Source organism: Kitasatospora sp. NPDC127060 (assembly GCF_042724935.1).
Lineage (GTDB): Bacteria > Actinomycetota > Actinomycetes > Streptomycetales > Streptomycetaceae > Kitasatospora.
In genome coordinates, this window is sequence record NZ_JBHXEG010000055.1 from 36,620 (window position 1) to 62,114 (window position 25,495).

The 25,495-nt window shown below is 71.8% G+C and carries 26 protein-coding genes; 11 read left to right on the top strand and 15 right to left on the bottom strand.

What is annotated here, in order from left to right:
* Window positions 1-91: 91 nt before the first annotated feature.
* Entirely contained in the window at window positions 92-898 is an 807-nt protein-coding gene (locus ACFWIS_RS26765) for a TetR/AcrR family transcriptional regulator (protein WP_380460435.1), read from the bottom strand.
* 97 nt (window positions 899-995) lie between these two features.
* Here ACFWIS_RS26765 and ACFWIS_RS26770 point away from each other — a divergent pair, with 97 nt between their 5' ends.
* Both ACFWIS_RS26770 and ACFWIS_RS26775 read left to right on the top strand, forming a co-directional pair.
* Window positions 996-2,222 (top strand): FAD-dependent oxidoreductase, encoded by a 1,227-nt coding sequence (locus tag ACFWIS_RS26770; RefSeq protein ID WP_380460436.1) that lies wholly within the window; start codon window positions 996-998, stop codon window positions 2,220-2,222.
* Window positions 2,223-2,324: 102 nt separating this feature from the next.
* The gene (locus ACFWIS_RS26775; RefSeq protein WP_380460438.1) at window positions 2,325-3,080 is read left to right on the top strand and encodes an alpha/beta fold hydrolase; all 756 of its coding nucleotides are present in this window, start codon (window positions 2,325-2,327) and stop codon (window positions 3,078-3,080) included.
* A gap of 73 nt (window positions 3,081-3,153) precedes the next feature.
* Here ACFWIS_RS26775 and mqnP read toward each other — a convergent pair whose 3' ends face one another.
* Both mqnP and ACFWIS_RS26785 read right to left on the bottom strand, forming a co-directional pair.
* On the bottom strand, window positions 3,154-4,059 hold the full coding sequence (mqnP, locus tag ACFWIS_RS26780) for a menaquinone biosynthesis prenyltransferase MqnP (RefSeq protein WP_380460454.1): 906 nt from the start codon (window positions 4,057-4,059) through the stop codon (window positions 3,154-3,156).
* Window positions 4,047-5,504, bottom strand: coding sequence for a menaquinone biosynthesis decarboxylase (locus ACFWIS_RS26785; protein ID WP_380460440.1), 1,458 nt, complete (start codon window positions 5,502-5,504; stop codon window positions 4,047-4,049). Before ACFWIS_RS26785 ends, mqnP begins: the two co-directional genes overlap by 13 nt.
* Before the next feature lie 93 nt (window positions 5,505-5,597).
* Between ACFWIS_RS26785 and ACFWIS_RS26790 the strand changes: the two genes are divergently transcribed.
* The 4 genes from ACFWIS_RS26790 (at window position 5,598) to ACFWIS_RS26805 (ending at window position 9,332) form a co-directional block, all read left to right on the top strand.
* Window positions 5,598-6,098 (top strand): PLD nuclease N-terminal domain-containing protein, encoded by a 501-nt coding sequence (locus tag ACFWIS_RS26790; RefSeq protein WP_380460442.1) that lies wholly within the window; start codon window positions 5,598-5,600, stop codon window positions 6,096-6,098.
* 451 nt (window positions 6,099-6,549) lie between these two features.
* Complete coding sequence (locus tag ACFWIS_RS26795) at window positions 6,550-8,151, top strand: acyl-CoA carboxylase subunit beta (RefSeq protein ID WP_380460444.1); 1,602 nt, start codon at window positions 6,550-6,552, stop codon at window positions 8,149-8,151.
* 91 nt (window positions 8,152-8,242) lie between these two features.
* Window positions 8,243-8,452, top strand: coding sequence for an acyl-CoA carboxylase epsilon subunit (locus tag ACFWIS_RS26800; RefSeq protein ID WP_380460446.1), 210 nt, complete (start codon window positions 8,243-8,245; stop codon window positions 8,450-8,452).
* 268 nt (window positions 8,453-8,720) lie between these two features.
* Window positions 8,721-9,332, top strand: coding sequence for a ScbR family autoregulator-binding transcription factor (locus ACFWIS_RS26805; protein WP_380462929.1), 612 nt, complete (start codon window positions 8,721-8,723; stop codon window positions 9,330-9,332).
* A 56-nt stretch (window positions 9,333-9,388) separates the two neighbouring features.
* Here the strand turns inward: ACFWIS_RS26805 and ACFWIS_RS26810 are convergent, their stop codons facing one another.
* Entirely contained in the window at window positions 9,389-10,006 is a 618-nt protein-coding gene (locus ACFWIS_RS26810; protein WP_380462927.1) for a ScbR family autoregulator-binding transcription factor, read from the bottom strand.
* 349 nt (window positions 10,007-10,355) lie between these two features.
* On the opposite strand from ACFWIS_RS26810, the gene ACFWIS_RS26815 reads away from it, so the two are divergent.
* A complete protein-coding gene (locus tag ACFWIS_RS26815; RefSeq protein ID WP_380462926.1) occupies window positions 10,356-11,408 on the top strand; it encodes a ScbA/BarX family gamma-butyrolactone biosynthesis protein in 1,053 nt (350 codons plus the stop codon).
* Between the two features lie 15 nt (window positions 11,409-11,423).
* Here ACFWIS_RS26815 and ACFWIS_RS26820 read toward each other — a convergent pair whose 3' ends face one another.
* From ACFWIS_RS26820 to hemL, 7 genes are all read right to left on the bottom strand, one after another.
* Window positions 11,424-11,810 (bottom strand): hypothetical protein, encoded by a 387-nt coding sequence (locus tag ACFWIS_RS26820; protein WP_380462925.1) that lies wholly within the window; start codon window positions 11,808-11,810, stop codon window positions 11,424-11,426.
* A 148-nt stretch (window positions 11,811-11,958) separates the two neighbouring features.
* Window positions 11,959-13,089, bottom strand: coding sequence for a c-type cytochrome biogenesis protein CcsB (ccsB, locus tag ACFWIS_RS26825; protein ID WP_380462923.1), 1,131 nt, complete (start codon window positions 13,087-13,089; stop codon window positions 11,959-11,961).
* A 3-nt stretch (window positions 13,090-13,092) separates the two neighbouring features.
* On the bottom strand, window positions 13,093-14,889 hold the full coding sequence (locus ACFWIS_RS26830; protein ID WP_380462921.1) for a cytochrome c biogenesis protein ResB: 1,797 nt from the start codon (window positions 14,887-14,889) through the stop codon (window positions 13,093-13,095).
* 2 nt (window positions 14,890-14,891) lie between these two features.
* Window positions 14,892-15,680: a cytochrome c biogenesis CcdA family protein gene (locus ACFWIS_RS26835; RefSeq protein ID WP_380462919.1), complete on the bottom strand. Its 789-nt coding sequence runs from the start codon at window positions 15,678-15,680 to the stop codon at window positions 14,892-14,894.
* The gene (locus ACFWIS_RS26840; protein ID WP_380462917.1) at window positions 15,677-16,291 is read right to left on the bottom strand and encodes a TlpA family protein disulfide reductase; all 615 of its coding nucleotides are present in this window, start codon (window positions 16,289-16,291) and stop codon (window positions 15,677-15,679) included. Before ACFWIS_RS26840 ends, ACFWIS_RS26835 begins: the two co-directional genes overlap by 4 nt.
* 142 nt (window positions 16,292-16,433) lie before the next feature.
* The gene (locus ACFWIS_RS26845; protein WP_380462931.1) at window positions 16,434-17,084 is read right to left on the bottom strand and encodes a histidine phosphatase family protein; all 651 of its coding nucleotides are present in this window, start codon (window positions 17,082-17,084) and stop codon (window positions 16,434-16,436) included.
* A 52-nt stretch (window positions 17,085-17,136) separates the two neighbouring features.
* Window positions 17,137-18,465 carry a glutamate-1-semialdehyde 2,1-aminomutase gene (hemL, locus tag ACFWIS_RS26850; RefSeq protein WP_380462915.1) on the bottom strand — a complete coding sequence of 443 codons (1,329 nt, stop codon included), beginning with the start codon at window positions 18,463-18,465 and terminating at the stop codon, window positions 17,137-17,139.
* A 463-nt stretch (window positions 18,466-18,928) separates the two neighbouring features.
* Between hemL and ACFWIS_RS26855 the strand changes: the two genes are divergently transcribed.
* Window positions 18,929-19,411 carry a hypothetical protein gene (locus ACFWIS_RS26855; RefSeq protein WP_350507657.1) on the top strand — a complete coding sequence of 161 codons (483 nt, stop codon included), beginning with the start codon at window positions 18,929-18,931 and terminating at the stop codon, window positions 19,409-19,411.
* Between the two features lie 115 nt (window positions 19,412-19,526).
* On the opposite strand, the gene ACFWIS_RS26860 is transcribed toward ACFWIS_RS26855, so the two are convergent.
* The 4 genes from ACFWIS_RS26860 to ACFWIS_RS26875 all read right to left on the bottom strand — a co-directional run bounded on the left by ACFWIS_RS26860 (window position 19,527) and on the right by ACFWIS_RS26875 (window position 23,720).
* Window positions 19,527-20,015: a MarR family winged helix-turn-helix transcriptional regulator gene (locus tag ACFWIS_RS26860; protein WP_380462913.1), complete on the bottom strand. Its 489-nt coding sequence runs from the start codon at window positions 20,013-20,015 to the stop codon at window positions 19,527-19,529.
* Window positions 20,016-20,078: 63 nt separating this feature from the next.
* On the bottom strand, window positions 20,079-21,380 hold the full coding sequence (locus ACFWIS_RS26865) for a glycosyltransferase family 39 protein (RefSeq protein WP_380462911.1): 1,302 nt from the start codon (window positions 21,378-21,380) through the stop codon (window positions 20,079-20,081).
* Window positions 21,381-21,560: 180 nt separating this feature from the next.
* Window positions 21,561-23,237 (bottom strand): RICIN domain-containing protein, encoded by a 1,677-nt coding sequence (locus ACFWIS_RS26870; protein WP_380462909.1) that lies wholly within the window; start codon window positions 23,235-23,237, stop codon window positions 21,561-21,563.
* A 243-nt stretch (window positions 23,238-23,480) separates the two neighbouring features.
* Window positions 23,481-23,720, bottom strand: coding sequence for a chaplin (locus ACFWIS_RS26875; RefSeq protein WP_380464126.1), 240 nt, complete (start codon window positions 23,718-23,720; stop codon window positions 23,481-23,483).
* Between the two features lie 570 nt (window positions 23,721-24,290).
* On the opposite strand from ACFWIS_RS26875, the gene ACFWIS_RS26880 reads away from it, so the two are divergent.
* The 3 genes from ACFWIS_RS26880 to ACFWIS_RS26890 all read left to right on the top strand — a co-directional run bounded on the left by ACFWIS_RS26880 (window position 24,291) and on the right by ACFWIS_RS26890 (window position 25,443).
* A complete protein-coding gene (locus tag ACFWIS_RS26880) occupies window positions 24,291-24,533 on the top strand; it encodes a chaplin (RefSeq protein WP_380464124.1) in 243 nt (80 codons plus the stop codon).
* 108 nt (window positions 24,534-24,641) lie between these two features.
* Complete coding sequence (locus ACFWIS_RS26885) at window positions 24,642-24,911, top strand: chaplin (protein ID WP_380464122.1); 270 nt, start codon at window positions 24,642-24,644, stop codon at window positions 24,909-24,911.
* Between the two features lie 148 nt (window positions 24,912-25,059).
* Window positions 25,060-25,443, top strand: coding sequence for a hypothetical protein (locus ACFWIS_RS26890; protein WP_380464120.1), 384 nt, complete (start codon window positions 25,060-25,062; stop codon window positions 25,441-25,443).
* Window positions 25,444-25,495 lie beyond the last annotated feature (52 nt).

Below are 25,495 nucleotides of genomic sequence, written 5' to 3' on the forward strand. Positions count from 1 at the left end.
CCGGGGCTCGGCGCGTCCTGGCCGCGGACCCGGCAGAAGGGGTGTCAGGCCGGGTCCGGGCAGTCGAGGACCAGGCACTGCACCTTGCCGATCACGAGTCATCTCCGGGGCCCTCGGGGCCGGGGCCGGGCAGGGTGACGGCCCGGAGGTAGGCCTCGGCGAACAGGTCCAGCACGTCCTCCAGCGGTGGCAGTGCGGCGCCGAAGGCGGGCTCCAGCACCGGTCTCATCAGCACGTGGTTGACCAGCGGGCCGAGCAGCAGCTGGACCAGCACCGGGAGCGGCAGCGGCCGCAGCCGGCCCGCCTGGACGTGCGGCATCAGCAGACTGGCGAGGCCGTCGAACATCCGCGGCAGGTGGGCCGCCATCATCCGGGCGGCGGGGCCGTCCGGGCGGCCGAACAGGTCGGCGAAGACCGCCGGGACGACCCGCGGCTCGTTGTCGAAGGCCGCTGCGAAGGTGTGGTGGATCGCCCGGACGGTGTCCTCCAGGCTCCCCGGTGGGTCCGCGGCGAGCGCTTCCAGGTCCGGCAGCGGGCCGTACTGGAGGAAGACGGCGGCGAACAGGCCGTCCCGCCCCTCGAAGACGGTGTGCAGGCTGGGCAGTGAGCACCCGGCCCGGTCGGCCACGGCGTCCAGGGTCACCCCGGCCAGTCCGCGCTCGGCGACCAGTCGGGCCGCCGCCTCGATCGCCCGCTCGCGCACCGGCGGCCGTCCGCCCGGGTCGACGCCGGTGCGCCGGACGGCCTCGTCCAGCGGGGCGCGGGAGCCGCCGAGCCGGCGCAGCAGGGTGCTGCGCGAGATGCCGGCCGCCGAGGCGATCGCCGTCAGTGGGACGTCCGCGACGTCCTGCCCCCGTTCCTTCGCCGCCGCGAGGGCGGCGGCCACCAGATCGTCCATGTGAGACATCGTACTACTTGACACCTGAGACGGTTCCAGAGACGCTCTATAGGCAAGTTCCAAGCACGAGCGGCGAAGGAACGAAGGGGAGAGAGCCATGAGCGTGATCGTCTCCGGGGGCGGACCGGCCGGAATGATGCTGGGCCTGATGCTGGCCCGCGCGGGGGTCAAGGTGACCGTGCTGGAGAAGCACGGCGACTTCCTGCGCGACTTCCGCGGTGACACCGTCCACGCGTCCACCGTGCGGCTGATGGACGAGCTCGGCCTCGGCCGCAAGTTCGCCGCCCTGCCGCAGAGCCGGCTCGGCAACCTGGTCGTGCCGGTACCCGGCGTCGGCGACGTCACCCTGAGCGCCTACGACCGGCTGCCCGCGCCGTACAACTACATCGCGATGATGCCGCAGTGGGACCTGCTCAACTTCCTGGTCGAGGAGGCCCGGCGGGAACCCACCTTCAGCGTGCGGATGAACACCGAGGCGACCGGGCTGCTCCGCGAGGGCGGCCGGGTGGTCGGGGTCCGCTACCGCACCCGGGACGGCGAGGAGGGCGAGCTGCGCGCCGCGCTCACCGTCGCCGCCGACGGCCGGCACTCCACCCTGCGCCGGGAGGCCGGACTGGTGCCGGAGGAGTACCCGGTGCCCTTCGACGTCTGGTGGTTCCGGCTCCCCCGGCACGCCCACGAGCAGGCCTCCCCGCCCAGCCTGGTCCCCGGCTTCGGCGACGGCGAGCTGGCGCTCAGCATCACCCGCGACCAGTACTTCCAGATCGCCTACTTCACCGCCAAGGGCGCCGACGCCCGGCTGCGGGCCGAGGGCGTCGAGGGCTTCCGCGCCCGGATCGCCGGGATCCTGCCGCAGTACGCCGACCGGGTCGACCAGTTGACGGCCATGGACGACGTCCACCTGCTCGACGTCAAGCTCAACCGGCTCGACCGCTGGTACGTCGACGGCTTACTGCTGATCGGCGACGCCGCCCACGCGATGTCCCCGGCCGGCGGGGTCGGCATCAACCTCGCCATCCAGGACGCCGTCGCCGCCGCCACCCTGCTCGCCGAACCGCTGCGCCGCGGCCGGCCGACCGTCGCCGCCCTGGCCCGGGTGCAGCGGCGCCGCTGGTGGCCGACCGTGGTCATGCAGCGGTTCCAGCGGGTCCTGCACGGCGTGATGTTCACTCCGGTGCTGACCGGCCGCCGCTCCGGGCCGCCCACCGCCCTCGCCACCCTGTCCCGCCGGGTGCCCGCCGTCCGGCTCGGCATCTCCCGGCTGATCGCCCACGGCCCCCGCCCGGAGCACGCCCCGGCCTTCGCCCGGCGTCCGGCGGGCTGAACCGGCGCGGACCGCGGTACCACCCGGCACCGCGCCGCGCCGCGAAGGCCGGTACCCGGACCGGCCGTTCGGACGGGTGGTTTCCGGGGAACGACCCCCGGCATGACGATCCCTCACCGCGTGACCGGCACCGGCGACCACCGCGTCCTCGTCCTGCACGACTGGTTCGGCACCAGCGCGGGCTGGGGCCCCTTCCTCGACTACCTCGACGGCCGGACCTTCAGCTACGCCTTCCTCGACTACCGCGGCTACGGCGAACGCAAGGACGTGACCGGCGCGTACACCCTCGCCGAGATCGCCGCCGACGCGCTCGCCCTCGCCGACCAGCTCGGCTGGGACCGCTTCTCCGTGGTCGGCCACTCGATGGGCGGCAAGGCGGCCCAGCAGCTCCTGGCCGAGGCCCCGCTGCGGGTGCGCAAGCTGGTCGGCCTGGCGCCGGTGCCCGCCGGGGCGTACCCGCTGGACGAGGCCGGCGAGGCGCTGTTCTACGGCGCCGCCGGGGACCGGGAGAAGCGGTACGCGATCCTCGACCTGGTCACCGGGCAGCGGGCCGGCCGGATCTGGCTGGACCGGATGGTCGACCAGTCCCTGCGGCTGTCCACCGCCGAGGCCTTCGACGGTTACGTCCGGGACTGGACGACCGCCGACCTGGAGCGCCGGATCAGCGGGAACCCCGTCCCGGTCAAGGTCATCGTCGGCGCCCACGACCTCGCCCTGACCGCCGAGGTGATGCGGGGGAGCTGGCTGGAGCACTACCCCAACGCCGAGCTGGAGGAGATCGACGGCAGCGGGCACTACCCGATGTACGAGACGCCCGTGGCACTGGCCTCGTCGCTGGAGGCCTTCCTGCACGACTGACCCGCACCGGGGGCGCCGTGGAGCACCCGCCGTCGTTCCGGTGGGCCCCTGGGACTCACCGGAACGGCGGCGGTCAGACTCCGAGGCCGCGGATGACCAGGTCGACCAGGGCGAAGAAGAACAGCGAGACCCCGACGAAGCTGTTCGTCTGGAAGAACGCCCGATTGAGCTTCGACAGGTCGTTCGGCTTCACGATGGTGTGCTCGTAGACGAAGGCACCCGCCACGACGACCAGGCCGGTCCAGAACGCCGGGCCGGCGTCGGTGATCACCGCGAACCAGCCGAGCAGCAGCGTCGTCAGCAGGTGGCAGACCCGGGCGCCCCAGATGGCGGCCGGCACTCCGAACCGGGCCGGCGGCGAACCGACCCCGTGCTCCCGGTCGGACTCGACGTCCTGGCAGGCGTAGATCAGGTCGAAACCGCCGATCCAGATGCCGACCGCGACGCCGAGGACCACGGCCTCCCAGGACCAGCTGCCGGTCACCGCGAGCCAGGCGCCCACCGGGCCCATCGCCTGGGCCAGGCCCAGGATCGCCTGCGGGAAGTTGGTGAACCGCTTGCCGTACGGGTAGACGACCATCGGCACCACGGCCACCGGCGCGAGGGCCAGGCAGAGCGGGTTGAGCATCGCGGCCGCGCCGAGGAACACCACCAGGGCGACCGCCGAGCCGACGTACGCCGTCCTCAACGAGACGGCGCCGGTGACGAGTTCGCGGCCGGCGGTGCGCGGGTTCCGGGCGTCGATCTCGCGGTCGATGATCCGGTTGGCGGCCATCGCGAAGGTGCGCAGGCCGACCATGCAGACGGTGACGACGAACAACTGGCCCCAGTGCACCCGCTTGTCCGCCAGGAACATGGCGGTCAGCGCGGCGATGTAGGCGAAGGGCAGGGCGAAGACCGAGTGCTCGATCATCACCAGGCGCAGGAACGCCCTGGTGCGCCCCGGGGTCTCGACCGCGGCCGTGCTCACAGCCCGTATTCCTTCCAACGACGGGACACCAGCGCGGCGGTCGCCGGGTCCGAGGACACCATCTCCGGCCAGCCGCCGTCCCGGGTGTAGCCCTCCTCGGGGAGCTTGCGGGTGGCGTCGATGCCCGCCTTGCCGCCCCAGAACTGTTGGTAGGAGGCGTGGTCGAGGTGGTCGACCGGGCCTTCGACCACGGTGAGGTCGCGGCTGTAGTCGACGTTCCCGAAGGCCCGCCAGGCGACTTCCTGGTAGTCGTGGACGTCGCAGTCGGAGTCCACCACGATGATCAGTTTGGTGAGCGACATCATGTGGGCGCCCCAGATCGCGTGCATCGTCTTCTGGGCGTGCTTGGGGTACTTCTTGTCGATCGAGACGATCACGCAGTTGTGGAAGCCGCCGGCCTCGGGCAGGTCGTAGTCGACGATGTCCGGGATGATGATCTTCAGCAGCGGCAGGAAGAACCGCTCGGTGAACTTGCCCAGCGGGCCGTCCTCCGTCGGCGGGCGGCCGACCACGATGGACTGCAGGATCGGACGGCGGCGCATCGTCACGCAGTCGATCGTCAGCGCCGGGAACGGCTCCTGCGGGGTGTAGAAGCCGGTGTGGTCGCCGAACGGGCCTTCGGGGAGCATCTCACCGGGCTCCAGCCAGCCCTCCAGGACCACCTCGGCGTCGGCCGGGACCTGCAGCGGGACGGTCTTGCAGTCGACCATCCGGACCCGCTCGCCCGCGACGAAGCCGGCGAACAGGTACTCGTCGATGTCGCCGGGCAGCGGCGCGGTGGCCGCGTAGGTGACGGCCGGCGGGCAGCCGAAGGCGATCGCGACCGGGAGGCGCTCGCCGCGCTTGGCCGCGACGGCGTAGTGATTGCGGCTGTCCTTGTGGATCTGCCAGTGCATCCCGATGGTGCGGCGGTCGTGCCGCTGGAGCCGGTACAGGCCGAGGTTGCGGACGCCGGTGTCCGGGTCCTTGGTGTGGGTCAGACCCAGGTTGAAGAAGGAGCCGCCGTCCAGCGGCCAGGTGAACAGCGCGGGCAGCTCGTCCAGGTTGACGTCGTCACCGGTGAGCACGACCTCCTGGACGGGGGCGTCGCCGGCCTTCACGTGCCGGGGCGGGACGTGCGCCATCGAGGCGAGCTTGCCGAAGGCGTCCCGGAACCCGGTGAAGCCCTGCGGCAGTTCGGGCTTGAGCAGACCGGCGATCTTCTCCGAGATGTCCTCCGGGCCCTTGAGGCCGAGCGACTTGGCGAGCCGCCGCTCGGTGCCGAAGACGTTCATCGCGAGCGGCATCGACGAGCCCTTGACGTTCTCGAACAGCAGCGCCGGGCCCTTGGCCTTCTGCACCCGATCGACGATCTCGCCGATCTCCAGGTGGGGGTCCACCTCCGCCTTGATGCGCTTGAGGTCGCCCTCGCGGTCGAGGGCCCGGAGAAACGAGCGGAGATCGTCGTATGCCATGCCTGTCAGTATCCGCCACCCGATAGCCTGGCTTGCGTCAAGGGCCCCGGCAGGCGCCCGCCGCCACCGCCCTCGCTGGGGGAGATCACAGCCGTGCTGAGGATTCTTCTGACCATCGTCCTTCCGCTCGCGCTGTGGGTCTGGGCGTTCATCGACTGCCTGGTCACGCCCGAGGGCGAGGTGAAGCACCTGCCGAAGCCGATCTGGCTGATCGTCGTGCTGCTCTTCCCGCCGCTCGGCCCGATCGCCTGGCTGGTGGCCGGCAGGCAGCGCGGCTTCCTGCGGGCCGGCGCCCCGGACGGGCTCCCGGGGCGGCAGGCCGCCGACGGCCGGCCGGGGTTCGGCGCCCCGCGCGGCGGGCGGCAGGTGGCGCCGGACGACGATCCGGAGTTCCTGGCCTCGCTGGGGAACGAGTCGCCGGGGAACGAGTCGCCGGAGGCAGAGTCGGCGGGGAAGTCGCCCGGGAAGGGCGAGTCGTTGCAGAAGGGCGACAAGGACCACGAGGACATGCTCCGGCGGTGGGAGGCCGATCTGCGCCGCCGGGAGCAGGAGCTGCGCCGCGGCGACGAGCCCGAGGACGGGCGAAAGAGCTGATCGGAGCGGTTCGGCCGCTCCCCCGGACAGCCCACCCGGGCAACCTCGGGTGGACTGTGGCCTTTTTGGCGCTTCCCTACGACTGCGAACCCACTGGCACGAATCGGGTCCTTCCCGGCACTGGGATTGAGCGGAGCTTGAGCCGTACCCTAGACGGCCGCCCTACAGTGCTGCGAGACGGTCCTGACCTGCGCTTTTCTTCATGCTCAGATCATCAGACCATCATCTGCCCGACAACTCCCAGTATTCGAACGGACACCGAGCGCACCGCCTTCGAGCCGACCGCTTCTGTACAGGCCTGACAGCTAAACGAACTCGACCTTGTACGGAATCGACGCCGAAACCAGCGCACGGCCCCTCGTACAGTCATAAGTGAAGAAGTTGATTCGCAGCTGGGGGCACAGCAGACGTTGGCTGTCGGACAGTTCCCTCACCCTTGGAGTGGTTCGAGATGACGGTTGTGCATGAGGCGCCGGTCGGCGGCGAGGTCCCCGAGGTCCCGGTCGACGCCAAGGGGCGGGTCGCCGAGCTCCACGAGCTCCGCGAGAAGGTGCGTCGCGGCCCGAGCGAGAAGGCCACGGAGGCCCAGCACGCGAAGGGCAAGCTGACCGCCCGCGAGCGCATCGACCTGCTGCTGGACGAGGGCTCCTTCCGCGAGGTCGAGCCGCTGCGCCGGCACCGCGCCCAGGGCTTCGGCCTGGAGGCCAAGAAGCCGCACACCGACGGCGTGATCGTCGGCTGGGGCACCGTGCACGGGCGCACCGTCTTCACCTACGCGCACGACTTCCGGATCTTCGGCGGCGCGCTGGGCGAGGCCCACGCGCAGAAGATCCACAAGATCATGGACATGGCCATCGCGGCCGGCGCCCCGTTGGTCTCGCTGAACGACGGCGCCGGCGCCCGCATCCAGGAGGGCGTCACCGCCCTGGCCGGCTACGGCGGCATCTTCCAGCGCAACACCAAGGCCTCCGGCGTCATCCCGCAGATCTCGGTGATGCTCGGCCCGTGCGCCGGCGGCGCCGCGTACTCCCCCGCGCTGACCGACTTCGTCTTCATGGTCCGCGAGACCTCGCAGATGTTCATCACCGGCCCGGACGTGGTCCAGGCCGTCACCGGCGAGAAGATCAGCCAGAACGGCCTGGGCGGCGCCGACGTGCACGCCGGCGTCTCGGGCGTCTCGCACTTCGTCTACGACGACGAGCAGTCCTGCATCGAGGAGGTCCGCTACCTCCTGTCGCTGCTGCCGCAGAACAACCGCGAGATGCCGCCGTCCGTGGTCAGCGAGGACCCGGTCGAGCGCCGCAACGACAGCCTGCTGGACCTGGTGCCCGCCGACGGCAACCGCCCGTACGACATGCGCAAGGTCATCGAGGAGATCGTCGACCACGGCGAGTACCTGGAGGTCCACGAGCGCTGGGCCACCAACGTGCTGTGCGTGCTGGCGCGGGTCGACGGCCACGTCACCGGCATCATCGCCAACCAGCCGCAGTCGCTGGCCGGCGTGCTGGACATCAACGCCAGCGAGAAGGCCGCGCGCTTCGTCCAGATGTGCGACGCCTTCAACATCCCGCTGGTCACCCTGCTGGACGTGCCGGGCTTCCTGCCCGGCGTCGACCAGGAGCACGGCGGCATCATCCGGCACGGCGCCAAGCTGCTGTACGCGTACTGCAACGCCACCGTGCCGCGCATCTCGCTGATCCTGCGCAAGGCCTACGGCGGCGCCTACATCGTGATGGACTCCCGCTCCATCGGTGCGGACCTGTCCTACGCCTGGCCCACCAACGAGATCGCGGTGATGGGTGCCGAGGGCGCCGCCAACGTCATCTTCCGCCGCGAGATCAACGGCGCCGAGGACCCGGACGCCATGCGCGCCCAGAAGATCAAGGAATACAAGAACGAGCTGATGCACCCGTACTACGCGGCCGAGCGCGGCCTCGTGGACGACGTCATCGACCCGGCCGAAACCCGCCAGGTGATCGCCTCCGCCCTGGCGATGCTCCGTACCAAGCACGCCGACCTGCCCAGCCGCAAGCACGGCAACCCGCCGATGTAGCGGCGCGGTTCGCCACAGCGGACCGCACCGGGCACCACCAGGCACCACCAGCGCCACCACACACCACAGCAACCGGGGGAGAAACCAGGACATGACCGCTTCCGCCGAACCCCTCGTCCGCATCGTCCGCGGCAGCCTCTCCGACGAGGAACTCGCCGCCCTCACCGCCGTTCTGGCGGCTCGCGCCGCCATCGCGCAGCAGGTCGCCGCCACCGCACAGATCGAGCCGATCGCCAGCTGGCAGCGCCTGGAGCGCCGCCCGGCGTACTACTCGCCGGTCAGCTGGCAGCAGGCCGCCTGACGGCTCCGGGCCACCGAGCCCGAGAGACAGGCCCCGACGGCCGGTCACCCCCTCCGGGTGACCGGCCGTCGGGCTGTCCGGGGGCCCGGCGGGGCTTCCCGGAGCGTTCCCGGAGCGCTCCCGGGGGCCGGCAGCCGCCGTTCGTGGCCGACCGACCGGGGCCGGAGCGGCTCGGTAGGATACCTACCGGACGGTTTCGCGCCCGTCGCCCCGTCGGCCCCCTAGGATCGACGGCTGCCGAGGTAGAGAACTTTCCAGGGAGGCTGCGATGGCCAGGCAGGCCCGCGCGCTGGCGACCCGCCAGGCGGTACTCCTCGCGGCGGCCGAGGTGTTCGACGAGCGGGGCTACGCCGCCGCCACGATGTCCGAGATCCTGGACCGGGCCGGCGTCACCAAGGGCGCGCTGTACTTCCACTTCCACTCCAAGGAGGAGCTGGCGCTCGCCGTGATCGAGGGCCAGGGCGCCTGGATCGCCTCCTGGGAGCCCTCCTCGGACAGCCCGGTGCAGACCTTGATCGACCTCGGGTACGCGTTCGCCCGCGCGCTCCAGGAGGACCCGCTGGTGCGCGGCAGCATCCGGCTGACGATCGAGCACGGCAGCTTCACCCAGCCGCAGATCGCCGCCTACCAGGGCTGGATGGACCTCGTCCGGGCGCTGCTGGAGCGCGCCCGGGAGGCCGGGGACCTCCACCCGGGGGTCGACCTGGCCGCTGCCTCCGGGGTGATCACCGGTGCGGTGACCGGGATCCAGCTAAGCTCCCAGGTGCTGGCCGAGCGGCGGGACCTGATCCAGCGGATGGCCGACCTCTGGACGCTGATCCTCCCGGGGCTGGTCCAGCCGCACGCGCTCGCCCGGCTGAGCGTCGCCGAGCGGGGCTGAGCGTCGCCGAGCGGGGCTGAGCGTCGCCGAGCGGGGCTGAGCCCGCCCCCCGGAGTTCAGACCCGGTAGCCGGCGCAGTCCGCCGGCCGCACCAGGGCCGGCAGCGCGGCCGTCCAGAGCCGCCGGACGGCCTCCGGCGCCGGACGGCCGGGCTCGTCGGCGGCCAGCAGCACCTGGCCGGCCGCCGCCGCGGTGAGCAGTTCGGCGCAGGCCCGCCGGTCCGCCCCCGGGCGCAGTTCGCCGGCCTGCTCGGCACGGTCCAGCAGGCGGTGGACGACGGCGGCGAGGCTGCGCCAGGCGGTGTCCGGCCCGCCGGGGCCGCCGTCCGGGCGCGGGCCCTGGCGGCCGAGCCGGACGCCGGCCCGCACCACCACGTCCTCGCGCAGCAGCCGGGCCAGCTCGTACGAGAAGTCGATCAGCCCCTGGACGGCCCGGCCCTCGGAGCGCAGGACGCGCAGGGCGGCCGAGCCGATCTCCCGCCCGGCGGCGGCCCGCACCCCGTCGGCCAGGGCCTGCTTGGAGACGAAGTGGAAGTACAGCGCGCCCTTGCTCACCCCGGCCCGGCGACTGATGTCGACCAGGCTCGCGGCCTCGAATCCGACCCCCGCGAAGGTGTCCGCGGCGGCGAGCAACACGGCCTGCCTGGTTCGCCCCGCGCGTTCCTGCTTGACCACTGACCCCTCCGGACTCCGCCGGACGCGCTCCCCGCCCCACCCGGCCGTTGTCGGCGCGCCCTCGATCGGAGACGGCGCCTCGCATGCGGACGACACCGGCCGAAACCGCATGGTTGGTATCTAATCTAGCGCCTGTGTCGACCCCGCCGTCCAGCGGGGACCTCCCCCCGCCCAAGGTCTGCCCTCCCCGTTTCGGGCATCACCGCAGACCAGGGGCCAGGTAGCGTGGTCGGCCCGGGTCTTTACGGCGGGGACACCCCGGCCGCCGAAGACAAACCGGGTGGTATGTATGTTTTGCTGGGGCGTCCGTAGCGGACGCTCGACCGACACCCTGGAGCTGGGGCCAGTCATGCCATTGATCGTAGAGCCGGACTCGCTCGGCCCGTACGCCCACCCCGGCCCCCGTTCCGGCCCCCGCCCCGGCTACGACTTCCACGACCGGACCGTCTCCCGGCACCTGGTGCACCGCGCCGCCGTCTCCGAGGTCTTCCTCACCGGCTGGCAGGCCACCGGCCCGTACGACTTCCTGCTCGGCGCCCAGTGGCCCCGGCTGCACGGCTTCTACCGGCTCCCCGGGGACCGCTACCACGACCCGGTGCTGATGGCCGAGACCGTCCGGCAGGCCGGGCTGCTGATCGGCCACGCCGGCTTCGGGGTGCCGCGCGACCACCACTTCGTCATGGAGGACCTCGGCTACGCGCTCGGCGAGGCCGGCCTGCCGGGCCTCGCCGTCACCGCCGGCCCGGCCGCGCTGATGCTCACCGTCGGCTGCCAGGACGTCCGGATGCGGCACGGCCGACTGGCCTCGCTGCGGGTGCACGCCGAGATCACCCGGGACGGCCTGCGGATCGGCCACGGCTCCGGCCAGCTGCGGGTGATCACCCCCGCCTCGTACCAGCGGCTGCGCGGCCCCGGCCGGCACGCCGTCGCCCCGCCGCTGCCGCCGGAACCCGCCGCGCCCGAACTCGTCGGCCGGGCGCAGCCCGCGGACGTGGTGCTCAGCCCGACCCTGCGACCGGACACCTGGCTGCTGCGCGCCGACGCCGGACACCCGGTCCTGTTCGACCACGAGCTGGACCACGTGCCCGGGATGCTGGTGCTGGAGGCGGCCCGCCAGGCCGCCCAGCGGCTGCACCACCCCGAGCCGGTGGCGCCGGTCGAGCTGGTGACCTCCTTCGACCGCTACATCGAGCTGGACCGGCCCTGCTACGTGCGGGCCGTCCGGGAGCGGACACCGGACGGCCGCCGCACCCCCGTCCTGGTCCGACTGCTCCAGGACGGGCGGACGGCGGCCGAGTGCCGGCTGCTCACCGAGCCGGTGGACGGTCCGCGGGTGCCGGTCCGACGGGACGCCTTCGAGGGCCGCCCCGCCGTGCCCGGACTGCTGCCGCTGGCGGGCTGAGCCCGCGCGTCCGCGTCAGGCGGCCACCAGGGTGGCCGGTCGCCCGGCGTGCATCACGCTGAGGTTGGCCGCCAGCCGGACCGGGTCCTGGGCCAGCCAGAGCCGCAGCGCCGCGCCCAGCGCCGCACTGGCCGACTCGATCCGGACGTCGGTGATCTGGGCGATCCGGGCCGCGCCGGGCGCCAGCAGGTCGGCCAGCGCGGTCGGCAGCCAGACCGTCAGCGCGCACGGCGCCGGCGTCCCGAGGGCGCCCAGCAGCCGGTAGGCGTCCCCCGGCGCGCTGAGCGTGGGGATGATGTCCAGCAGAGCGTCGGCCACCACTTCGGACACGTCGCTCCGGTGCCCCTGGGCGAGCCGACGGAGCAGCAGTTGCTCGGCGGCGGTGATTCGGACGGTCAGCATGACCTCTTCGCACTCCATTGCGCGATTTCCTCCTCGTTCCTCCCCGTACCGGCACGGACGGCCGGCACGCACTACCCCTGTTGCACCCGGGAGACAGGCCCCGCCCGACCTTCTGCGGAAAGTCGGGCCGACGGGTGGGTGCCCCCGGTCAGATCCCCGCGTACGAGTGCTTGCCGGTGACGAAGATGTTCACGCCGTAGTAGTTGAAGAGCCAGCAGGCGAAGGCGGCCAGCGCCAGGTAGGCGGCCTTGCGCCCCTTCCAGCCGGCCGTCGCGCGGGCGTGCAGGTAGCAGGCGTAGGCGACCCAGGTGATGAACGACCAGGTCTCCTTCGGGTCCCACTCCCAGTACTTGCCCCAGGCGGACTCGGCCCAGATCGCGCCCGCGATGATGGTGAACGTCCACAGCGGGAAGACCAGGGCGTTGATCCGGTACGACAGCTTGTCGAAGGTGGCCGCGGCGGGCAGCCGGCGCCAGATCGAGGCCGAGGTGCCCAGCGGACCGGTGGTCAGGCCGGCCGCCGTGCGCTTGTCGAAGGAGTCCTTGCCCAGGTACAGCAGCGTGGCGATGAACGCCGCGTAGAAGGCGCCGCCGCAGAAGATCGCGGTGGAGACGTGGATCGCCAGCCAGTACGAGTGCAGCGCCGGGACGAGCTGCTCGGAGTCGGTGTACAGCACCTGGGTGGCGATGCCGAGCGTCAGCAGCACCGCGACGGTGACCGGCAGGCCGAGCCAGCGCACGTTCTTCCGCGCGGCGAGCAGGACCACGTACGCGGCCGTCATCGCGAAGGCGAAGGCGCAGGAGAACTCGTACATGTTGCCCCACGGCCAGCGGGACACCGAGAGGCCGCGGGCGACGATGCCGCCGCCGTGCAGCAGCAGCGCCAGGACGGTGAGCGAGATCGCGATGCGGCCGGCCAGGTCGGCCTTCTCGCTGGTGCCGGCCGCGCCCGGGCCGTCCACGTCCTCCTCGCCGCGGCCGCCGGTGACCACCGTCGCGCCCTCGCCCGCCAGGACGGTGCGGGTGAGCGTGGTGGTGCCGCCCTTCGCCCCGGCCACGGTGACGGTGACCTTCTTGGCGGCCTTGGGCTCCGCGGCGGCGACGGTCTCGGCCAGGTTGCCCGACTGCTCCTTGGAGCGGACGGCGACCGCGCCCTTGCTGCCGAACGTCCACTCGAACATGTGGGCGAACATGGCGATCGTGTAGACCGCCATCGCCGAATAGATCAGCTTGTTGGAGAGGTCGGCCAGCTGTGGGTCGACTCCCGAGGCGAGGTGCACCGTCTACTCCTTGGAGTTCTGGTCGGCAGGGGCTGTGGGGTCTTCTGCTGCGGGATCGTCGGCGGCGGGGTCTTCGGGTGCGGGCTCCCCCTCCGCCGTCGGCGGAGGCGCCGGGGAGTCCTCCCCGTCCTCCTCGTCCGTCTCGTCCGTCTCGTCCGTCTCCGACGCCGGGGCGTCGTCCTGGAGGTCCACCGCGAGTTCGGCCAGCTCCTCGGCGATCTTCGCCGACTCGCTGCGGGCCAGGCCGGCCAGCTCCACCTGGGTGCCGCCGCCCGGCAGGGCCACCGCCCGCACCCAGATCCGGCGGCGCTGGATGAACAGCGAGCCGATCAGGCCGAGGATCGCCAGGACGGCGCCGGTGAGCGCGATCTCGTTGCCGGGGCGGTGCGAGACGTTGAAGCTCGCCCACTGCTTGTAGCCCTCGAAGGTGACGCTGCCGTAGCCGTCCGGGAGGTCCCAGGCCTGGCCCGGCTTGAGCAGGGCCTTAGCCGGCTGGTCGTCCTGCTTCAGCTGGGTGAGCTTGGCGGTGTTCAGCTGGTAGATGTTCTGCGGCAGGCCGGAGTCGGTGCCGAGGTCGCCGGAGAAGGCGTTCAGCACCAGTTCGGGGGCGGCGTCGCCGGGGAACAGCGAGATCGGGCCGGTGCCGGCGAAGCTCAGCGGGGCGGTCGGCAGGAAGAAGCCGGAGAAGCCCAGCTGGGTCCTGTTGCCGTCCGGGCCGACGCCGTAGTCGGAGACCTTCACCACGCCGGTCGAGGTCAGGTTGGCGTCCTGCGGCAGGAACGGCACGACGTCGTGGTAGACCACCTCGCCCTTGCCGTTCTTCACGGTGATGACCGGGGCGTAGCCGTGGCCGATCAGGAAGACCTTGCTGCCGCCGATCTCCAGCGGGTGGTTGACCTCGATCGTGCCCTTCTTCAGCTTCGAGTCGTCGCTGCCCTCGTAGTACTCCACGTTCGCGGTGAACTGCCGGGCGGCGCCCATCTGGTCACCGGTGTTCTGGAACTTGGAGGTGAAGTCGTCGAGCTTCAGGTAGAAGGGGTCCAGGTCCTGGTTGCCGTAGAACCGGGTGCCGGTGAAGTCGTCGAGCTGGGTGATGGTGTTGGAGTAGCCCTGGCCCTCGACCATCAGCTTGCCGCCGGTACCGGAGGCCAGGCTGGCCCAGGCGAAGCCGCCGAGCAGCGCGAACAGCGACAGGTGGAACAGCAGGTTGCCGACCTCGCGCAGGTACCCCTTCTCGCCGGCCACCGAGTCGCCGGCCAGGTTGGCCCGGAAGCCGCGCTTGCGCAGCAGCCGGTGGGCGGCGGCGTTCACCTGCTCCGGGTCCGCCCCGGTGCGCCAGGCCGCGTACACCGGCATCCGGGTCAGGTTGCGCGGCGCGGCCGGCGGCTGGGATCGCAGCACGCCGACGAACTGCCAGGTGCGCGGGATGATGCAGCCGGCCAGCGAGACGAACAGCAGGATGTAGATCGCGGAGAACCAGACCGAGCTGTAGACGTCGAACAGCTGGAGCTTCTCGTAGATCGGCGCGACCGCGGTGTGCTGCGCCTTCCAGGTCTGCACCTTGAACTGGTTCTGGCCGTTCTGCGGGATCAGCGAGCCCGGGATGGCGGCCAGCGACAGCAGGAACAGCAGGATCAGCGCGACCCGCATCGAGGTCAGCTGACGCCACATCCAGCGGGCCCAGCCGAGCACCCCTATGCCGGTCGGTCCGTCGGACTCGACCGGCGCGGTGCTGAGCCGTTCGGCGGCGGTGTCGTCCGGCGCCGGGGGCAGCTCGGTATCGGTCGTGGTCTTGCTCACGGTCAGATTCCGATCTGGGAGTCGGCGGTCCAGGACTGCAGTTCGCTCATCCAGTCGTCCCAGGTCCCGGTGACGAGCAGCAGACCGACCGCGACGAGCATGCCGCCACCGATCCGCATCACGAGCGGGTAGTGCCGCTTGACCCACCCGAAGGCGCCCAGCGCCCGGCGGAAGGCCAGCGCGGCCACGATGAACGGTACGCCGAGGCCCAGGCAGTAGAAGACCATCAGCAGGGCGCCGCGTGCCGCGTCGGCCTGGTCCAGCGACAGGCCCTGGACGGCGGCCATGGTCGGGCCGATGCAGGGCGTCCAGCCGACGCCGAACACCATGCCCAGCAGCGGCGCGCCGACCAGGCCGACGGCCGGGCGGCGGTGCGAGCGCACCTCGCGCATGCTCAGCCCGGGGACGAGGCCCATGAAGGCCAGGCCCATCAGCACGGTCACCGAGCCGAGCACGATCGAGATGACCCGCTTGTGCTCCTGCAGGGTGTTGCCGAACTGGCCGAACAGCGCCCCGCCGGAGACGAAGACCACGGTGAAACCGAGGATGAACAGGGTCGCCCCGAGCAGCATCCGGCCGCGCCTGGCGCCGCGGGCGTCCGCGAGGTCGGCGGCGGAGAAGCCCGTCACGTACGAGAGGTAGCCGGGCACCAGCGGCAGCACGCAGGGCGAGAAGAACGACACCAGTCCGGCCGCGAGCGCGATCGGCGCCGCGGCCAACAGCGCCCCGCTCTGCACGGTGGTGAAGGTGTCGGCCAGCGGGAGTCCGGCGAGGTGCTGTGCCCCACTCACTGCTGCTGCTCCGCGACCACCGGCTGGACGATCGACTCCAGCGCCTCCTGGGTCGTCCCGCCGACGGCGCGGGCGGCCAGCTTGCCGTCGCGGTCGACCACCAGGGTGGTCGGGATGGACTGCGGGTTGAGGCTGTTCCTGGGGAACTTGAGCAGCTGGGTGCCGGCCGGGTCGAAGATGCTCGGGAAGGAGACGCCCTGCTCCTGCTCGAAGCGGACGGCGTTGGTCTTGTCGGTGTCCCGGGTGTTGATGCCGAGGAACTGGACGCCCTTGTCCTTGTACTCGTCCGCGACGGCCTGGAGGTTCTTCGCCTCGGCCCGGCACGGCCCGCACCAGGAGCCCCAGACGTTCAGCACCACGACCTTGCCGCGGTAGTCGGAGAGCTTGACCTGGTTGCCCTCCAGGGTCTCCCCGGTGATGTCCGGCGCGTCCCCGCGCTTGCCGGCGTCCGCCTTCGCCAGGTTGGTCCCCTTGACGGTGACGAAACCGACCTGTCCTTCGCCGCTGCCGGACGAGCCCGAGGAGGAACAGCCGGTGAGGACGAGCGCAGCTGCGGCGACTGTGGCGGCGGCTGCGGCGACACGGGGACGGGGGCGCGTCATGGCAGACATGTGAAAAGTTTCGCATGGAGTTCCGAGCGGGTTCGCCGGGGTCCTACCTTGCGCGCCACACCCCGCCTGACCTGCGAAGACTTCGGGCCACCCGGCACTCGCCAGGTGACCCGAAGTCATACTTACGCACCGCTTACGGGCGTCAGGCGCCGAAGCTCTTACCGACCGGCTTGTCGCCCTTTCGGCCCTTGCCGACCAGGTGTGCGGGCAGCAGGTCGCGGGCCGGCTCGCGGTAGCCGACCGAGACGATCTTGTCGCCCTCGAAGGTGAAACTGGTCAGCGAGGCCAGCGAGCACTGCCGGTTGCGCGGGTCGTGCCAGAGCCGGCGGCGCTCCACGAAGGAGCGCAGGATCCAGATCGGCAGCTGATGGCTGACGCAGACCGCCTCGTGCCCGCGGGCGGCGTCCCGGGCGGCGCCGAGCGCGCCCATCATCCGCACCACCTGGTCGAGGTACGGCTCGCCCCAGGACGGCTTGAACGGGTTGGTGAGGTACTTCCAGTAGCCCGGGTTGCGCAGCGAACCGTCGCCGACGCCGAAGGTCTTGCCCTCGAAGACGTTCTCCGCCTCGATCAGCCGCTCGTCCGCCGCGACGTCCAGGCCGTGGGCCTTGGCGATCGGCGCGGCGGTCTCCTGGGCCCGCTCCAGCGGGGAGGCCACCACGTGGGTGACGTCCCGCCCGGCGAGGTCCTCGGCGACCCGGTCGGCCATCCGCCGGCCCAGCTCGGACAGGTGGTAGTCCGGCAGCCGCCCGTACAGGACGCCCTCCGGGTTGTGCACCTCACCGTGGCGCATCACGTGGACGACGGTGATCTCTTTCGCGCTCACTTCTCGACTACTCCTGAATTCAGGCCGTTGCGGCGGCAGCGGCGCGGGCGGCGGCCGGGAGGGCCGCGGCGACCCGCTCGATCGCCCGGGCGTCGTGGGTCGCCGAGACGAACCAGGACTCGAAGGCGGACGGCGGCAGGTAGACGCCCTCGGCCAGCATCGCGTGGAAGAAGGCGGTGAAACGGTACGCCTCCTGGGTCCTGGCCTCGTCGTAGTTGGTGACGGCGGCGTCGGTGAAGAACACCGAGAACATGTTCCCGGCGGTCTGCAGCCGGTGCGCCACGCCCTCCTTGGTGAGCGCCTCGGAGACCAGGCCGGAGATCTCGGCGGAGACCCGGTCCACCGTCGCGTACACCTCGTCGGTGCAGCCGCGCAGCTGGGCCAGGCCGGCCGCGGTGGCGACCGGGTTCCCGGACAGCGTGCCGGCCTGGTAGACCGGGCCGGCCGGGGCCAGGTGGGCCATCACGTCGGCGCGCCCGCCGAAGGCCGCGGCCGGGAAGCCTCCGCCCATGACCTTGCCGAAGGTCAGCAGGTCCGGCGCCCAGCCCTCGTTCGCCGCCTCCAGGCCGTACCAGCCGGCCTTGGAGACGCGGAAGCCGGTCATCACCTCGTCGGAGATGAACAGCGCGCCGTTGTCCCGGCAGAGCCGGGCCAGGCCGGCGTTGAAGCCGGGCAGCGGCGGGACGACGCCCATGTTGCCGGGCGAGGCCTCGGTGATCACGCAGGCGATCTCGCCGGGGTGGGCGGCGAAGGCCTGCTCGACGGCGGCCAGGTCGTTGTACGGCAGCACGATGGTGTCGCCGGCCTGGGCGCCGGTGACGCCCGGGGTGTCGGGCAGGCCGAAGGTGGCGACGCCGGAACCGGCGGCGGCCAGCAGCGCGTCCACGTGACCGTGGTAGCAGCCGGCGAACTTGACCACCTTCGCCCGGCCGGTGAAGCCGCGGGCGAGCCGGATCGCGGACATGGTGGCCTCGGTGCCGGAGGAGACCAGGCGGACCTGCTCGACCGGGGCGACCCGGGCGACGATCTCCTCGGCCAGCTCGACCTCGCCCTCACCGGGCGTGCCGAAGGACGTACCGCGGGAGACCGCCTGCTGGACGGCGTCGATCACGGCGGGGTTCGCGTGGCCGAGGATCATCGGCCCCCACGAGCACACCAGGTCGACGTATTCACGGCCGTCGGCGTCGGTGAGGTAGGGGCCGGCGCCGGACACCATGAAGCGGGGCGTGCCGCCGACCGCGCGGAAGGCGCGCACCGGGGAGTTGACGCCGCCGGGCGTGACCACGGAGGCGCGATCGAACAGCGACTGGGACTGGGGGGCTTCGTAGGGGTAGCTCACGGGAGACATGGTCTCAAATCGTGTCCTTGAGCTCTGCATGTCCGGCCCGATCATCTGGAACGATGATCCGGGCACCGTTGTCTGTACGGTTGTCCATGACGGTCGTCCGTGGCGGTGGTCTACGGGCGGGGCCGCTGGTTGTTCCGTAACGCGGACCAGTCAGACTGTGTGCACAGAGTGCGCGAGCGCTCCGGTTGTGTGCAGGGGTGTGGAGAGGACTGCCGCGTACCGCGGATGGGTACGGCGGCGCATGACGGGTAAGGAGCACGTCCGGCGGGACGCCGGGCGTGCGGGGGTCTGTCGATTCCGGCGAATTCCGGTGAGGATGGTCCGAGTGTCCGAGGCGCAGGACGGCTTCGACGAGGCCGCGGGTGGCCCCCGCAAGCCCGCCGAAACCGCACGCGGGGGTACGGGAGCGGGTACGGGTCGTGGTCGCCGAGGCGGCGAGAGGCGGGGTGAGGGACGCGTGGGGGTGACGTACAAGTACTTCGGCGCACCCGACCGCGCGACCGCCGCCAGAGTCCCCACCGCCCTCGGCCCGGGCGGACTCGGCCTGGACGCCGGTGAACTCGGCGCGCTGGGGCGGCTCGGCGACCTGATGGAGACCAGCGGCTCCCCCACCGGCCACCTCTCCACCAAGATCAAGCCGGAGACCATGAGCGCCATGGTCCTCACCGGCATCCAGGGCGTCCCGCTGCACCAGGTGCCACCGCTGGAACTCGTGGTGCTCCACCCCGACTACGCCGTCGTCCAACTCCCGCACAACGTGGTCGAACCGCTCCGCAAGGCGGACGAGACCGAGCTCGGCGCCGCCGCCTTCATCTGGTCCACCGTGCCGGACCGGCGCGGGCCCCGCGACGCCTTCGTGATCTACAGCATGCTGCACGAGTGGCAGGACTTCGCCAACCGGCTGCACGACGCCGGGCACCAGCTGTACTGCCTGGTCTGGCCCTGACGCCTCCGCACCCGGCCCGGTGAACGCGGCCAGGAGTGGGGCGAGTTGACGTTTCCTCAGATCCTGGCGACGGGGCGGAGCACCGGGCAGGACCGGGCCCCCGGGGCGCGGTCGCTCAGCCGCGGGCGCGACGGGCGCGACGTACGGTCCGTTCGCTCTCGACCGGCTCCGCCAGGTGCCCGTCGACCAGTCGGGTCAGGGCCGACACGAAGACCTGCTGCTCCGGCTGCGGCAGCGCCTCCAGCAGCTCCCGGTGGACCCGGTCGGCGATCGCGGTGCCCTGCTCGACGGCGCGCTCGCCCGCCTCGGTGACCGAGATGATCCGGGCCCGGCGGTCGGTGGCGGCCGGGCGGCGCTCGGCCAGGCCCGCCTTCTCCAGTTCGTCGACGGTGACCACCATGGTGGTCTTGTCCAGGTCCGCCAGCTCGGCCAGCTGGATCTGGGTGCGCTCGGCCTCCCGCGCGTGGAACAGCACGGAGTACGCGCGGGGGGTGATCCCGAGCTCGGTGAAGGCGGCCGCCATCCGGGTCGCCAGCACGTGGCTCGCGTGGTCCAGCAGACCGGAGATGTCGCGGATCTGGCGCACGGGCGGGGTCGTCGTCATACGTCCGAGATTAGCAACGGCCCGTCTGCTGCCGGATGATCCCGTAGCCAACCAACACCGGGGTTACGGGATACCCAACTCGAACAGCGCATAGCCCGCGTACCAGCCCGCCGCGATCACCGGCATCGCGAACAGCCCGATCAGCGAGGAGGTCCGCAGCCGGCGCAGCACCACAGCCAGGCCGATGAACAGCGGGAAGGCCGGCAGCAGGTAGCGCGAGATGTTGCCGAAGATCTGGTTGCTGCTCAGCGCGGTGAACAGGGTCAGCGCGGTGTAGACCCACAGCACCAGCGGCGGGCGGGCGCGCGCGAGCAGCACCAGCAGGCCGGGCAGGGCGATCAGCAGGGCGATGGCGATCAGGTCCGGCACCGGATTGGACTGCCAGAAGTCCCAGTGGCCGGTGATCACGTCCATCACGGTGCGCACGGTGGAGGCGCCGAAGTCGAAGTAGCGGTTCCAGGCGCCGCGCTGGAGCTTGAAGTAGCCGCCCCAGTCGCCCATCCGCCAGCCCACCCAGGCGACGTAGCCGAGCAGGCCCCACGGGGTGATCAGCATCGCGGTCAGCGGGCGGGCCACCCCGTCGGTGCGGCGGACCAGCGCGACCAGTGCGGCGATCGACACCGCGGCGATCAGCGCGGCGGCGGTCGGCCGGTTCAGGCCGGCGACCAGGGCGATCAGTCCGGCCGCGACCCAACGGCGGGTCATCACGCAGTAGCAGGCCCAGGCGGACAGCGCGACGAACAGCGAGTCCGAGTAGACCGCCCACTCCACGCCCGAGCCCGGGAACAGGCCCCAGATCACCGCGGCGATCACACCGGCCCGGAAGCCGGCGAGCCGCTCGGCGATCGCGAAGATCCCGGCCGCCGCGACCAGCGAGGCCAGCACCGAGACCACGATCCCGGAGCCGTACGGGCCCAGCCCGGTGACGGTGCCGACCAGCCGCATCAGCCAGGGGTAGAGCGGGAAGAAGGCGGCGGAGTTCTCGTAGTAGGTGGCCAGCGGGAAGCCGTGCAGCGGGATCAGCTGCGGGTCGTAGCCGTTCTCGGCGATCCGCTGGTACCAGACGCCGTCCCAGGTGCCCAGCACGTCCCACGAGTGGGCGCCGCCGCCCCGTCCGACCTGCTTCTTCAGGTAGTCGCCGGTGTGCTCCAGCAGCAGCAGGAAGACCGTCAGGCCGATCGCCTTGACCACCGCGTACGCGCCGACCGCGGGCGCGAAGCGGTCCACCAGCGTCATGAGGCGGCCGGGCGTACGGTCCGTCCGCTCCTCGGCCCGCTCCCCCGCCGCGGCGACCGGCTCGGCGTTGGGCGGTGCCGTGCTGGACGGTTCCGTGCTGGACGACTCGGTGCTCGATGCCGTGCTCATCTGCTCTGGGTACTCCCCGCCCCGCTCGTGGTGCGCGCGGCTCCGGCGCCAACGACGTTCCCGAGAGCCTACGGCACGCCCCCGAACGCCTGGCCGCCCACGCCCGCCCCGGAACCCCGTGGCGCCCGGCGGGTGGGGCCGTCGCCGGCCGGGTGGGCGCGGCGACGGCCGTAGGGTCGGTCAGCTGTGCAGGTAGACGATGCCGAGCTTGGTGAGCTGCCAGAGCTGGGCGGGGGAGCCGGTGTCGGTGGCGAGTTCGACGTAGGGGTTGCCCTTGGCGTCGAGGGTGGCGCCGGCCGCCAGGACCTTGGTGGGGTCGGCCGAGTCGGCGATCTTGTAGTTGCCGTCGCCGGCCGGCTTGAAGACCCAGTGCTGGTTGGCGCCGCCGTTGCAGCCCCACTGCTGGATCCGGGTGCCGGGGGCGGTGGCGGCCGCGTCGGCGTCCAGGCACATGCCGCGGTTGCCGCTGAAGTCCAGCTCGTAGCTGCCGCCGGCCTTGGCCTCCAGGACGAAGGACTGGTTCAGCCCGCCGGTCGCCGGGTAGCTGATCGCGGCCCGGCCGTTGGTGGAGTCGCCGTAGCTGCCGCCGCCGGTGACGTCGAGGGCGTTGCCGGTGGCCGCGTTGGTGAGCTGGTACCAGGAGCCGTCCTCGGGGGTGTCGCCGAAGGGCTTCCCGGGGGTGAGCGGCTGGATCGAGGTGGTGTTCTGCTGGTTGAGCGTGCAGTACGCCTCCTGCTGGTCGGCCTTGGTGAAGAACTGGCCGAGGCAGACGCCCTCACCGCGGTAGCCGGCCACCCGCAGGTGGTACGACTGGCGGACCATGTTCATGCACAGCCCGGGGATGCCGATCTGCGAGTCGCAGCCGTTGCGGGCCCACTCCGAGAGGTTGATGACGTCGCCGTTGCTGTACTCGTACGGCGAGGTCGTCCACTCCGCGCACACCTCGTGCCCGAAGGCGACCCTGCGCTGGTCCAGGTACCGTACGCCGGGCACCTGTTCGGCCGCGCCGCGGAGCGCGTCGCTGAACGTCGGCACCACCCAGTTGTGGCCCCAGGCGAGGTCCTCGGGGAAGGCCGGACAGCCGTCGGCGATCTTGCCGAGGTAGTCGTTGCGCCGGATGTCCGGGGTGATCGGGTTGAAGTACGACTGGTAGACCAGCTGGTACGAGGAGTCGGCGTAGCCGGCCCTGCGCATGGTCTGCCGGATGTTCTGCAGCGCGGCGACGACCTTGGGCTGGACGGCCCGGGCCCGGCGGCGGATCTCGTCGCTGCCGATGGTGTCCCGGCAGCCCTGGTCCTTGGGGATCGGGAAGTACTGCGCGAGGCAGTGCATCATGATGCCGCTGAAGTCGAAGTCGTCGTTGGCGCCGATCGTGACGACGACCATCTTGACGTCGTACTTGGCCGCCGTGTCGGCGAGTTTGACGTCCTGTTTGGGCTCGCCGTAGTCCCCGCTTCCGCCGCCGGTGATCTTGGCCAGCTCGGGGTCGCTGACCAGGTCGCCGGTCTGGGCGCCGGAGCAGGCGAGGTCGATCGGGGTGACCCCGGGGATGTCGGTGGTGAAGATCTCCGACTTGGGGTGGCGGTGGCAGTAGTTGGTCGGGCTGTCGGTCTCCGGGAAGTAGCCGTCGTTGGTGTCGGTGCCGGCGCCCTCCCCGGAGATGGCGCTGTCGCCGAGGGCGACGATCGCGGCCGGGCGGGTGGCGGCCGGGTCCGGCGCCGGCGCGCTGTCGGCGAGGGCGGCGGGGGCGCCGGCCAGGCCGAGGGTGGCGATGAGGACGCCGGCGGCGAGCAGGGCGGCGGAGCGGGACGAGCCCGTTCGCGCCGGCCGCGCCGCGGACGTGCGGAACCTGATCACACGCGACTCCTTGCGGGGGCGGGGAACCGTCCGGCCGGGGGTGCCGAGCGGTGCGGAGCAGGAGAGGTGCAAAAGGTGAGCAGGTCTCACATCCTAGGTACTGACAAGTAGTGCAACAAGGCTCGTGACACCACCGGGAACTGACGCGACCGCAGCCGTACGGGAACGGAAAAGAGCCGCCGTTCCGCGCCCCAGGAGGGAAGCGCGGAACGGCGGCTCTCACCGGCCGAACCGGTCGTGGGTTCAGCCCAGGTTGGCGCAGTGGTTGCCGAACGACGGGTTCAGCAGGCCCACGATGTCGATGGTGTTGCCGCACAGGTTGACCGGGATGTGGACCGGAACCTGGACCTGGTTGCCGGAGATGACACCGGGGGAACCCGCGGCGACACCCTCGGCGCCGGAGCTGGCCATGGCGGTGCCGGCGCCGGCGGCCACGATGCCCACCACGGCCGCGCCGACGGCGGCGGTCTTCTTGATGCTCATGCGAGCCTCCTGACTGTTCATACAGAGATGCACGGGGAGTGCGACATCTAGAACGACACCCGTCCGGACCGGTTGCGACGGCACCCGCACTGTCACCCGTCTGGCCCAATGCACCCTCCGCCCGGCATTCGGGTGATCACCGGACCGGACCGTTTCCCCGCGCGCGCTGCCTCGTTCTCCCTGACGAAGACGGATCCACCCGGCCCTGCTCAATGAAACGAGTACCGCCCATGCGCAGCTCGCCCACGGCCTCGACGGCACCGAGGCCCCCGGCAAGTCGGTCGACATGGCGGGCCCCCCAGAACCCGGCGTTCGGCGACACCGCCTGAACGCCTGACCGGGAATTCCTGGTCGCACCTCCGTCGAACCGTTCCCGGCCGTGCGGGAAGTGTTCGCGGGGCGCTGGAAGAAACGCGGCGGCTGCGTCGACGCCCGAGCCATGGGCGGAACACGCCGGTGTGCGCCGCCGGAGTGACAATCACGGCAATCCAAGAAGCCTTCGGGTGAGTATTCCTGCTCGCCCGTTTCCCGACACTCACCTTCCGTCGGGCAGAAATCGGAGGAAGAACCATGCGCAACCTCAAGAAGGCCGCTGCCCTCTCCCTGGCCGCCACCGGCCTGGTGCTCGGTGCCGCCGGCGGCGCGTTCGCCAGCTCGGGCGCCCAGGGCGTGGCCGCCGGCTCCCCCGGCGTGCTCTCCGGCAACCAGATCCAGATCCCGGTGCACGTCCCGGTCAACGTCTGCGGCAACAGCATCGGCCTCATCAGCATCCTGAACCCGGCGTTCGGCAACTCCTGCCTCAACGCCGGCTGAACCGCGGTCGCCGACCCGGCGACAGCTGATTCACCGAGCCCGTGCCGCGCCCTGCAGCGCCGGGGCGCGGCACGCTCCACCCGTGTGTGATCGAGGAGATCAACCCCCATGCAGAACGTGAAGAAGGCCGCCGTCCTCTCCGCCGCCGCCGCCGGCCTGATCCTGGGCGCGGCCGGCTCCGCCGCCGCCAGCTCCGGCGCCGAGGGCGTCGCCGCCGGCTCCCCCGGTGTCGCCTCCGGCAACCAGATCCAGATCCCGGTGCACATCCCGATCAACCTGTGCGGCAACTCCATCGACGTGATCGGTGCGCTGAACCCGGCCTTCGGCAACAGCTGCGCCAACGTGGACGTGCACCCGCAGCCCGCGGACGACTGCTGATCCCCGATCGGCACGCGTTTCGGCCGTACTGCCCCCCGACCAGCCGGCCGGGGGGCAGTTCGGCATCCCCGGGCGGGACGTCCGGGACCCCAGGGCCGGCCCCCGGGTTCCGTCGGGCCGCGCCCCACTCCACCGAAGGGTGATCCGCATGGTTTCGAAGAAGGGCGGGGCCGGGCTGGCCGCCGCCGTGGGCGCCGTGGTGCTGCTCGGTGCCGGTCCGGCGCAGGCCGCCACCACCGGCTCGGGCCCGGAGCCCGTGGCCGGACCGGCCACGCTGGCCAAGACCGACGTCGGGCAGGCGCTGAACGGGACGACCTCCGGCCTCGGCTACGGCATCGCGCCGATCAAGAGCCTGCGCCTGGACCCGTGGGCCAACTCCTCGGCCGACGTGCTCAACAACGGCGCGACCGTCCAGCCGGACCAGGGCCTGGCCCCGGTGGGCACCGGGACGCTGACCGGGCCGCTGAGCGCGGGCGGCGGCGTCAAGGACCTCCCGGTGGTCGGCGGGCTGTCCGGCGTCCTGCCCGGCTGAGGACGCGCCCGCGGACGCGCCGGAGCCCGGCACCCCTGGTCACCAGGCGGGG

Excerpts from the sequence above, each read along its gene's own strand:
- ACFWIS_RS26765 (WP_380460435.1), bottom strand. The coding sequence starts at position 898 with ATGGACGATCTGGTGGCCGCCGCCCTCGCGGCGGCGAAGGAACGGGGG.
- ACFWIS_RS26770 (WP_380460436.1), top strand. The coding sequence starts at position 996 with ATGAGCGTGATCGTCTCCGGGGGCGGACCGGCCGGAATGATGCTGGGC.
- ACFWIS_RS26775 (WP_380460438.1), top strand. The coding sequence starts at position 2,325 with ATGACGATCCCTCACCGCGTGACCGGCACCGGCGACCACCGCGTCCTC.
- ACFWIS_RS26785 (WP_380460440.1), bottom strand. The coding sequence starts at position 5,504 with ATGGCATACGACGATCTCCGCTCGTTTCTCCGGGCCCTCGACCGCGAG.
- ACFWIS_RS26795 (WP_380460444.1), top strand. The coding sequence starts at position 6,550 with ATGACGGTTGTGCATGAGGCGCCGGTCGGCGGCGAGGTCCCCGAGGTC.
- ACFWIS_RS26800 (WP_380460446.1), top strand. The coding sequence starts at position 8,243 with ATGACCGCTTCCGCCGAACCCCTCGTCCGCATCGTCCGCGGCAGCCTC.
- ACFWIS_RS26805 (WP_380462929.1), top strand. The coding sequence starts at position 8,721 with ATGGCCAGGCAGGCCCGCGCGCTGGCGACCCGCCAGGCGGTACTCCTC.
- ACFWIS_RS26815 (WP_380462926.1), top strand. The coding sequence starts at position 10,356 with ATGCCATTGATCGTAGAGCCGGACTCGCTCGGCCCGTACGCCCACCCC.
- ACFWIS_RS26820 (WP_380462925.1), bottom strand. The coding sequence starts at position 11,810 with ATGCTGACCGTCCGAATCACCGCCGCCGAGCAACTGCTGCTCCGTCGG.
- ACFWIS_RS26840 (WP_380462917.1), bottom strand. The coding sequence starts at position 16,291 with ATGTCTGCCATGACGCGCCCCCGTCCCCGTGTCGCCGCAGCCGCCGCC.
- ACFWIS_RS26845 (WP_380462931.1), bottom strand. The coding sequence starts at position 17,084 with ATGCGCCACGGTGAGGTGCACAACCCGGAGGGCGTCCTGTACGGGCGG.
- hemL (WP_380462915.1), bottom strand. The coding sequence starts at position 18,465 with ATGTCTCCCGTGAGCTACCCCTACGAAGCCCCCCAGTCCCAGTCGCTG.
- ACFWIS_RS26860 (WP_380462913.1), bottom strand. The coding sequence starts at position 20,015 with ATGACGACGACCCCGCCCGTGCGCCAGATCCGCGACATCTCCGGTCTG.
- ACFWIS_RS26865 (WP_380462911.1), bottom strand. The coding sequence starts at position 21,380 with ATGAGCACGGCATCGAGCACCGAGTCGTCCAGCACGGAACCGTCCAGC.
- ACFWIS_RS26875 (WP_380464126.1), bottom strand. The coding sequence starts at position 23,720 with ATGAGCATCAAGAAGACCGCCGCCGTCGGCGCGGCCGTGGTGGGCATC.
- ACFWIS_RS26880 (WP_380464124.1), top strand. The coding sequence starts at position 24,291 with ATGCGCAACCTCAAGAAGGCCGCTGCCCTCTCCCTGGCCGCCACCGGC.
- ACFWIS_RS26885 (WP_380464122.1), top strand. The coding sequence starts at position 24,642 with ATGCAGAACGTGAAGAAGGCCGCCGTCCTCTCCGCCGCCGCCGCCGGC.
- ACFWIS_RS26890 (WP_380464120.1), top strand. The coding sequence starts at position 25,060 with ATGGTTTCGAAGAAGGGCGGGGCCGGGCTGGCCGCCGCCGTGGGCGCC.